The sequence below is a fragment of the Streptococcus australis genome, from assembly GCF_019930045.1.
Taxonomy (GTDB): Bacteria; Bacillota; Bacilli; order Lactobacillales; family Streptococcaceae; genus Streptococcus; species Streptococcus australis_D.
The window spans coordinates 1-7,399 of sequence record NZ_JAHZQQ010000069.1 but is presented as its reverse complement, the minus strand read 5'-3'; the positions used below and the strand labels follow the sequence as shown (position 1 = coordinate 7,399).

Sequence of the window (7,399 nt, the reverse complement as noted above, 5' to 3'; positions counted from 1 at the left end):
AGCTTACAGAACTGCTTGTGAAGCTCTAGAGGATGAGTTCAAGTAAATGTTGCACTTATTCTTGCAATTTATCAATTGTAAAAAATATGCTGACTCCCAAAATAAGAAAAAAAGTGAATTTAAAAGTAGCTAAACTACAATATTTATAGAGGTCACTAAAAAAGGAACGTTTCAACATATTATTCACCTTCTTTCCCTTCGAGCGCCTTAAAATATGCTTCCTCAAAAGATCCAAACTGTTTCAAAATATCTTTTGTAGGAGCATCAATAACAATTTTCCCATTAGAAATACCAACTAGATGATCTACAGTTAATTCTAACTCACTCATATAATGACTGGTCATTAATACAGTCTTACCTTCATTGACAAAAGACTGCAAAAAATTGCGTACCCAGCGTATACCCTCTGGATCTAGTCCATTGATTGGTTCATCTAAAATTAAGATATCAGGATTGGCTAATAAGGCTGTTGCTAACCCAAGACGTTGCTTCATTCCTAACGAATAATCTTTTACTTTTTTATTTTTAGCTTCACTTAACCCCACCAATTCTAAACATTCCTTGCACCTATTTCTGTCAACGCCACAAGCCAAGCCAATCCACCGAAGATGCTGAAATCCTGTTCTTGTTGGATAAGGTTGGCAACTATCGAGGAATGATCCAACAATACCAAAAGGATTATCTCCCAATTGAGAGTATTTTTTGCCATTGATCAACGCTATCCCTATTTGACTATTTTCTAAACCAAGTAAAATTCTGATTAAAGTTGATTTTCCGGATCCATTCGGTCCAATCAATCCAGTAATCTCACCTTTTTTGGCTTTGAAAGACACGTTTTGAAGGACAATTTTATTATTATATTCCTTATGTAGCTTTTTAATTGTTATCATTCATTCTTTTTCCCTTCTGACTTTTAGTGAAATTCCACCTTCACTTGGAGCAAGTATAACAGGAGAAAATCAGGAAATTATCAGAATAATTATTTTCTTCATTTCTAACAAATTGCATTTTATATTTGCTATAATATGCTCATATAATTGGAGGGACTATGAAGTATAAAATTTTAGCCATTGACGATGATGAAAAAATCTTACGATTAATAGCCAATACATTAAAAGCGAACAACTTTCACGTGGAAACTCGTAAATATATAGAGGAGATCAATATCTGCGACTTTACTGGATTCGATCTAATTCTACTTGATGTCATGATGCCCATTTCTGGTTTAGAAATCTGTCGTTCCATTCGTTCACAAATTACTACTCCAATTCTATTTCTAACCGCTAAAGATTTTGAAGAAGATTTACTAAAAGGGATTCAAGCTGGGGCAGATGATTACATTACAAAACCATTCAGCATTAAAGAATTAATTGCAAGAATTCAAATGCATCTTCGTAGAGAAGAAAGATCACATCATGCCTCTAAAGAAGAGATGGATTCAAATATAACTTTTAATCGAGATAGTCAAGAAGTTTATTATCAATCAAAGAGAATATCACTAACTAAGCGAGAGTTTGATTTACTTTATCTTTTAGCAAAAAATGAGAACCGAATATTTAGCATAGAAGAACTTTACAATTACCTCTATCCTGTAGACTCTGATGCACAACTACGATCCATTACTGAATATATCTATCAAATCAGACAAAAATTTAAGATTCATCAAATTGATCCCATTAAAACAGTATGGGGAGGAGGATACAAATGGAAAAAGAATTGACAGTCAAGCAACTCATTAAGCGTACCTACCTTAAAATCATTTGGCAATTTCTTCTATGTCTGATACTTTTTTACATAGTTCCAGCTCTTCTATCTTCTGTATCTGGAATTAATGAGAAAAATGCCAATCACTTTGCTTTATTTTTTAGCGTCAGTTCTTGGATTTATCTTTGCATCATTTTAATTTTTATCATTGTAATAAATATTAGACGGTTATTAACCAAGATTCAAAAAGAAATGAACATGGTTTATCATAGTGGTCTATATTTCACCAAAAATGAACATCACCATTTGCAGATTAAAGAATTCATTGAAACAAACGATCTGATCGAAAAAATGCAATCTGAAATAAAAAATAGAATTCAAAATGAAAAAGATCAAAAAAAAGAACTCATGTTTCAAGTATCTAGCGCTGCACATGATCTTCGAACTCCTCTAACTGTCATCAGAGGAAATGCTGAATTCTTACAATCCACCGAGCAAACACCTCAAGCAATGGAATGTCTAAAAGATCTGGAGCAAGCAAGTATTCAATTAAATGATTATTTTAACCACTTCATCCAATACTCCAAAACTTTTTATGACCATGATATTCAACTTGAAAACATATCAATTCAACAAGTAACTCATCAATTGAATGAACAGATCACTCCGTTACTCCCGAGAAATACACAATTTGTTTTTTCAAATACAGTAACTCCATCAACACGAATTGCCATTCATTCCAATTTGTTTTTTCGAGCAATCACAAATATTATTAATAATGCAATACAACATCAAAAAGATAATGATGCAAAGATACAGCTAACAATGTCACAAGAAAATAATCGATTAGTTCTAACTATATGGAATAATCAATCTAGATTTTCAAAAAATGTTTTACAACATGCTGGAAATCTTTTCTATAAAGAGGACCAAGCAAGAACACTTTCTCAAGAAAGTCACTATGGACTTGGTTTATCTTTCGTAAAACGCGTCATGAAACTTCATAATGGAACGATGCATTTAGAAAATATTCATAATGGTGCCCAAGTCAAGCTAATTATTCCCATTATATAAAACAAGCCGAACTCATCATTAGGTGTTCGGCTTGTTTTATATAATTGATAAAAAAGACCGGCACTTTTGCCAGTCTTCGTTTTTATTTTTATTTCCTATCAGCCATTTCACACTTGTTCATTAACAACTTTTTCTCTTCTTTCACCTAAGCGGTAAACAATCACGACGGATAATAGAAGAACCAAAGTGGTGATGATCGATCCTTCTGCACCAAATGCTCCTCCAGTTAGCCAGTCAGGTCCTGATCCCATGGTAAAGCTAAAGATAGACGCATCTGCGCCCGTCCCACTGACTTGAAAACCAAGGAGATTTCCTTGTACATAGTTCCAAGTACCGTGTTGAGCGACCACTAGCCAGATACTATCGGTGTAGACAAGGAGCAGACCAGCTAGCACCCCATCAAGGACAATATTCAGGACGGATAAGAAGGTCACTCCTGAATTTCCCAGATGAAGAAAGCCAAAGAGACTACTAGAAATTGCGATCGCTAATGGTAGATTAGCTCTTGCTGCAATCCGAGTGAGGAGCCAACCCCGCGTCGCTACTTCTTCAGTCCCTCCTTGAAGGAGCCAAAATGGAAATAAACCGAGAATAAAGAGGATGGGTTCTAAACTTAATTCATTTAGCTCAAAAGTCCCGATTCCACCTACCTGGTAGACAAGTGCAATGACTCCCATTTGAAGAAGGGAAAGCAAGATCCCCCAACATAGATACTTAAGCCAATTCCTTTTTACAAAACCTAACGTCGATAAGGGATTCTTCTCAATGAACTTCACCCAAAAAATAAAGAGGATGAGAATGAATACAAAACTGAAAAGCTCATAATAGAGAAAATAATGGTAGAAGAACTCTTGAACACTTGCGCCTCCATTTCCTGGTGAAAAGAGCTCCGTTAAAAACTCTATGACTAGAGAAAATGGTCCTACAAACTCACTCCCAAGCCAAAGCCCACCTTCAACAAATAGGAAAGTTAAGAACACATAGAATAGTGTAGAAACAAGTACTGACCATGAGGTGTCAGTTTTTATATCTTGAAAAATGATACCTTTCTTCATTATCTTCCTCCTTTTATCTTATAGTTTCATTGTAGCAAAGAAAATCAGAGACTGCAATATTTAATGATGTCAGAAAACATAACATGGATTGGTTAAAATTCTTGATTTTAGGTTTCATTTATGGTATGATAATCCTCGTAACTAATAAATGATGAAATTCATACTTGTTTTCAGTATGAATTCTTTATTTTTTTGAGCCCTTTTGGGTATCCCTTCCATTGCTCTTCTCGAGACAACTGGATTTGATATAAAGGAGAACGAAATGAAGAAAAAACTAGTAGCATGTTTGCTTTTCTTATTTCCACTATTCGCCTTTGCGAGTCAAGCACAGGCTGAAACTGTAAAAGTCGTTTTCGATACGGCATATGCGCCCTTCGAATTCAAAGACTCAGACCAAGTTTATAAAGGAATTGATGTTGAAATCTTGGATAAGGTCGCTGAAATTAACGGATGGACCTTAGAAAAATCGTTCCCAGGCTTTGATGCAGCGGTCAATGCAGTTCAAGCTGGTCAAGCCGATGCCATTATGGCAGGGATGACCAAGACCAAGGAACGTGAGCAAGTCTTTGCGATGTCTGATACCTACTATGATACAAAAGTCGTGATTGCGACTAAGAAAGCTAACAAAATCACTTCCTATGACCAGCTCAAAGGAAAAACGGTCGGAGTCAAAAACGGAACAGCTGCTCAACGCTTCCTTCAGAAGAACAAAGATCAGTACGGTTATACGATCAAGACATTCGATACCAGTGATTTGATGAACAATAGTTTATCAACCGGTGCAGTGGATGCCATTATGGACGACCAACCTGTTATAGAATATGCCATTAAGCAAGGCCAAGATCTTTCTATTAATATGGAAGGAGAAGCTGTTGGAAGCTTTGCTTTTGGAGTCAAAAAAGATGGGTCCCATGAAAACCTTATTAAACAATTCAATACTGCCCTTGCTCAAATGAAGAAAGATGGTACACTAGACCAAATTATTGAAAAATGGACTGGTAGCAGCCAATCATCATCTTCAACAACGACTACCGCCAGCACTTCTGCTGTTCCTGAAACGAGCACAAAAGCTGGCCAAAAGGCGACTCCTAAGAAGAAAAAATACAAAATTTCTAGTGATTCCTCTTTTGCTCCCTTCGTCTTCCAAAATGATCAAAGCAAATACACTGGGATTGATATGGAATTGATTAAGGCCATTGCCAAAGACCAAGGATTTACCCTAGAAATTAGCAATCCAGGTTTTGATGCTGCTGTCAGTGATGTCCAGAATGGTAATGCCGATGGAATGATTGCCGGGATGACTGTTACTGATGCGCGTAAGGCGACTTTTGACTTCTCAGATCCATACTACACAACGAATTCAATCCTAGCAGTTCAAGAAAGTAGTAACATTGCTTCCTACGAAGATCTAAAAGGAAAAACAGTTGGTGTCAAAAATGGTACTGCTTCTCAAACTTTCCTCGAGGAAAACAAGAGCAAGTATGGCTATAAAATCAAAACCTTCTCAGATGGGGCTTCTATGTATGACAGCTTGAACTCTGGTTCTGTAGCTGCTATCATGGATGACGAACCTGTCATCAAATATGCCATTAAACAAGGACGTAAATTCAAAACACCTATCGAAGGAACTCCAAGTGGTCAGATTGCCTTTGCTGTTCAAAAAGATTCTAATCCTGAGTTGATTGAAATGTTTAACAACGGTTTAGCCAACTTAAAAGAAAGTGGCGAATACCAAAAAATCTTGGATAAGTACCTTTCAAGCGATAGTGAAGAAAGCACCGAATCTACTTCAGTGGATGAAACGACTATCTGGGGCTTGCTCCAAAACAACTACAAACAATTGTTAAGTGGACTTGGTGTCACTATTGCACTAGCACTTCTATCATTTGCGATCGCTATGGTGATTGGGATCATCTTTGGAATGTTCAGTGTAAGTCCTTATAAATGGCTTCGTTGGACAGCTGAGATCTTCGTCGATGTCATCCGTGGTATCCCACTGATGATCCTTGCTGCCTTCATCTTCTGGGGAATTCCTAATTTGATCGAGTCCATGACGGGTCACCAATCCCCAATCAATGACTTCCTTGCAGGTACAATTGCTCTCTCCCTCAATGCTGCTGCTTATATCGCTGAGATTGTTCGTGGTGGGATTCAAGCCGTACCAGCCGGACAGATGGAAGCGAGTCGAAGCCTCGGGATTTCATACAGCAAGACCATGCGCAAGATTATCTTGCCTCAAGCGACAAAACTTATGCTTCCAAACTTTGTCAACCAATTCGTTATTGCACTGAAAGATACGACCATCGTATCTGCGATCGGTTTGGTCGAGCTCTTCCAGACTGGTAAGATTATCATTGCTCGAAACTACCAAAGTTTCAAGATGTATGCAATCCTTGCCGTCTTTTACCTCGTCATCATTACCTTATTGACACGCTTTGCAAAACAATTAGAAAAGAGGGCTAACTAATGGCTAAATTAAAAATTGATGTCCATGACCTCCATAAATATTACGGTGAAAATGAGGTCCTAAAAGGCATCTCAACAAAATTCTACGAAGGAGATGTGGTTTGTATTATCGGTCCATCTGGTTCTGGTAAATCCACCTTCCTTCGCAGTCTCAATCTTCTCGAAGAAGTAACCAAGGGACAAATTACTGTGAACGGCTATGACCTGACTGATCCTAAAACCAACATTGATATCGTTCGTGAAAATGTCGGGATGGTTTTCCAGCATTTCAACCTCTTCCCTCATATGAGTGTTATTGAAAACATCATGTTTGCTCCTTTGGAGCACAAACGCATGAGTCGGGAAGAAGCTAGAGAACTAGCAATGGAACTCTTGGAAAAGGTTGGACTGGCTGACAAAGCTGATGTCTCTCCTGATAGTCTATCAGGTGGTCAGAAACAGCGCGTAGCCATTGCGCGTGGTTTGGCAATGAAACCAGATGTCATGCTCTTTGACGAACCGACTTCTGCCCTTGATCCGGAGATGGTCGGAGATGTACTGAATGTTATGAAAGACTTGGCTAAGCAAGGGATGACCATGATCATCGTCACCCACGAGATGGGATTTGCTCGCCAAGTGGCCAATCGTGTCATCTTCACAGCAGATGGTGAATTCCTCGAAGACGGCAAACCAGACCAAATTTTCGACAATCCACAACACCCACGATTGAAAGAATTCTTAGATAAGGTCTTAAACGTGTAATAGAAATAAAAACTGGAGTTAAACCTCCAGTTTTTTGAATGTATACAAACGATTGTTTTACATAAAACAGCTAGATGATTTTCAAAAAAAATTATTTTTTATAGTTATTTAAGTAGATGTAAAACTTTCCGCCGTGAGAAAAGTGCCTGAATCAGAGTTGTTTCAGGCACTCGGGAGTTTTGAGACCTTAGGCTCAAAACTAAGTCATGGAACTTCATAGAAGTTCGCTGACGTCCGTACTCACCTAAGGAAAGTTTTTAAAATCACTTTGTCTTCAATTTGAAACCCCCAATTGTCAAGTCAAGTGCAACAAAGTCATTCCTCTGATTAAGCGAGTGTTCTTCCAGCTGTTTGAGCTA

The 7,399-nt window shown here is 37.7% G+C and carries 6 protein-coding genes; 4 read left to right on the top strand and 2 right to left on the bottom strand.

Annotation, left to right across the window (positions count from 1 at the left end; all coding sequences use genetic code 11):
* Positions 1-179 precede the first annotated feature (179 nt).
* On the bottom strand, positions 180-890 hold the full coding sequence (locus K1J10_RS09700; RefSeq protein WP_129269289.1) for an ABC transporter ATP-binding protein: 711 nt from the start codon (positions 888-890) through the stop codon (positions 180-182).
* Between the two features lie 158 nt (positions 891-1,048).
* Here K1J10_RS09700 and K1J10_RS09695 point away from each other — a divergent pair, with 158 nt between their 5' ends.
* A complete protein-coding gene (locus K1J10_RS09695; protein WP_223357136.1) occupies positions 1,049-1,720 on the top strand; it encodes a response regulator transcription factor in 672 nt (223 codons plus the stop codon).
* A complete protein-coding gene (locus tag K1J10_RS09690) occupies positions 1,705-2,778 on the top strand; it encodes a sensor histidine kinase (protein WP_223357134.1) in 1,074 nt (357 codons plus the stop codon). The genes K1J10_RS09695 and K1J10_RS09690 overlap by 16 nt, the downstream gene beginning before the upstream one ends.
* Positions 2,779-2,885: 107 nt before the next feature.
* Here K1J10_RS09690 and K1J10_RS09685 read toward each other — a convergent pair whose 3' ends face one another.
* On the bottom strand, positions 2,886-3,833 hold the full coding sequence (locus tag K1J10_RS09685) for a CPBP family intramembrane glutamic endopeptidase (protein ID WP_223357132.1): 948 nt from the start codon (positions 3,831-3,833) through the stop codon (positions 2,886-2,888).
* A 262-nt stretch (positions 3,834-4,095) separates the two neighbouring features.
* Between K1J10_RS09685 and K1J10_RS09680 the strand changes: the two genes are divergently transcribed.
* Together K1J10_RS09680 and K1J10_RS09675 are read left to right on the top strand one after the other, a co-directional pair.
* Complete coding sequence (locus K1J10_RS09680) at positions 4,096-6,300, top strand: ABC transporter substrate-binding protein/permease (protein ID WP_048690606.1); 2,205 nt, start codon at positions 4,096-4,098, stop codon at positions 6,298-6,300.
* Entirely contained in the window at positions 6,300-7,040 is a 741-nt protein-coding gene (locus K1J10_RS09675; RefSeq protein ID WP_023026884.1) for an amino acid ABC transporter ATP-binding protein, read from the top strand. Before K1J10_RS09680 ends, K1J10_RS09675 begins: the two co-directional genes overlap by 1 nt.
* The last annotated feature ends 359 nt before the right edge of the window (positions 7,041-7,399 follow it).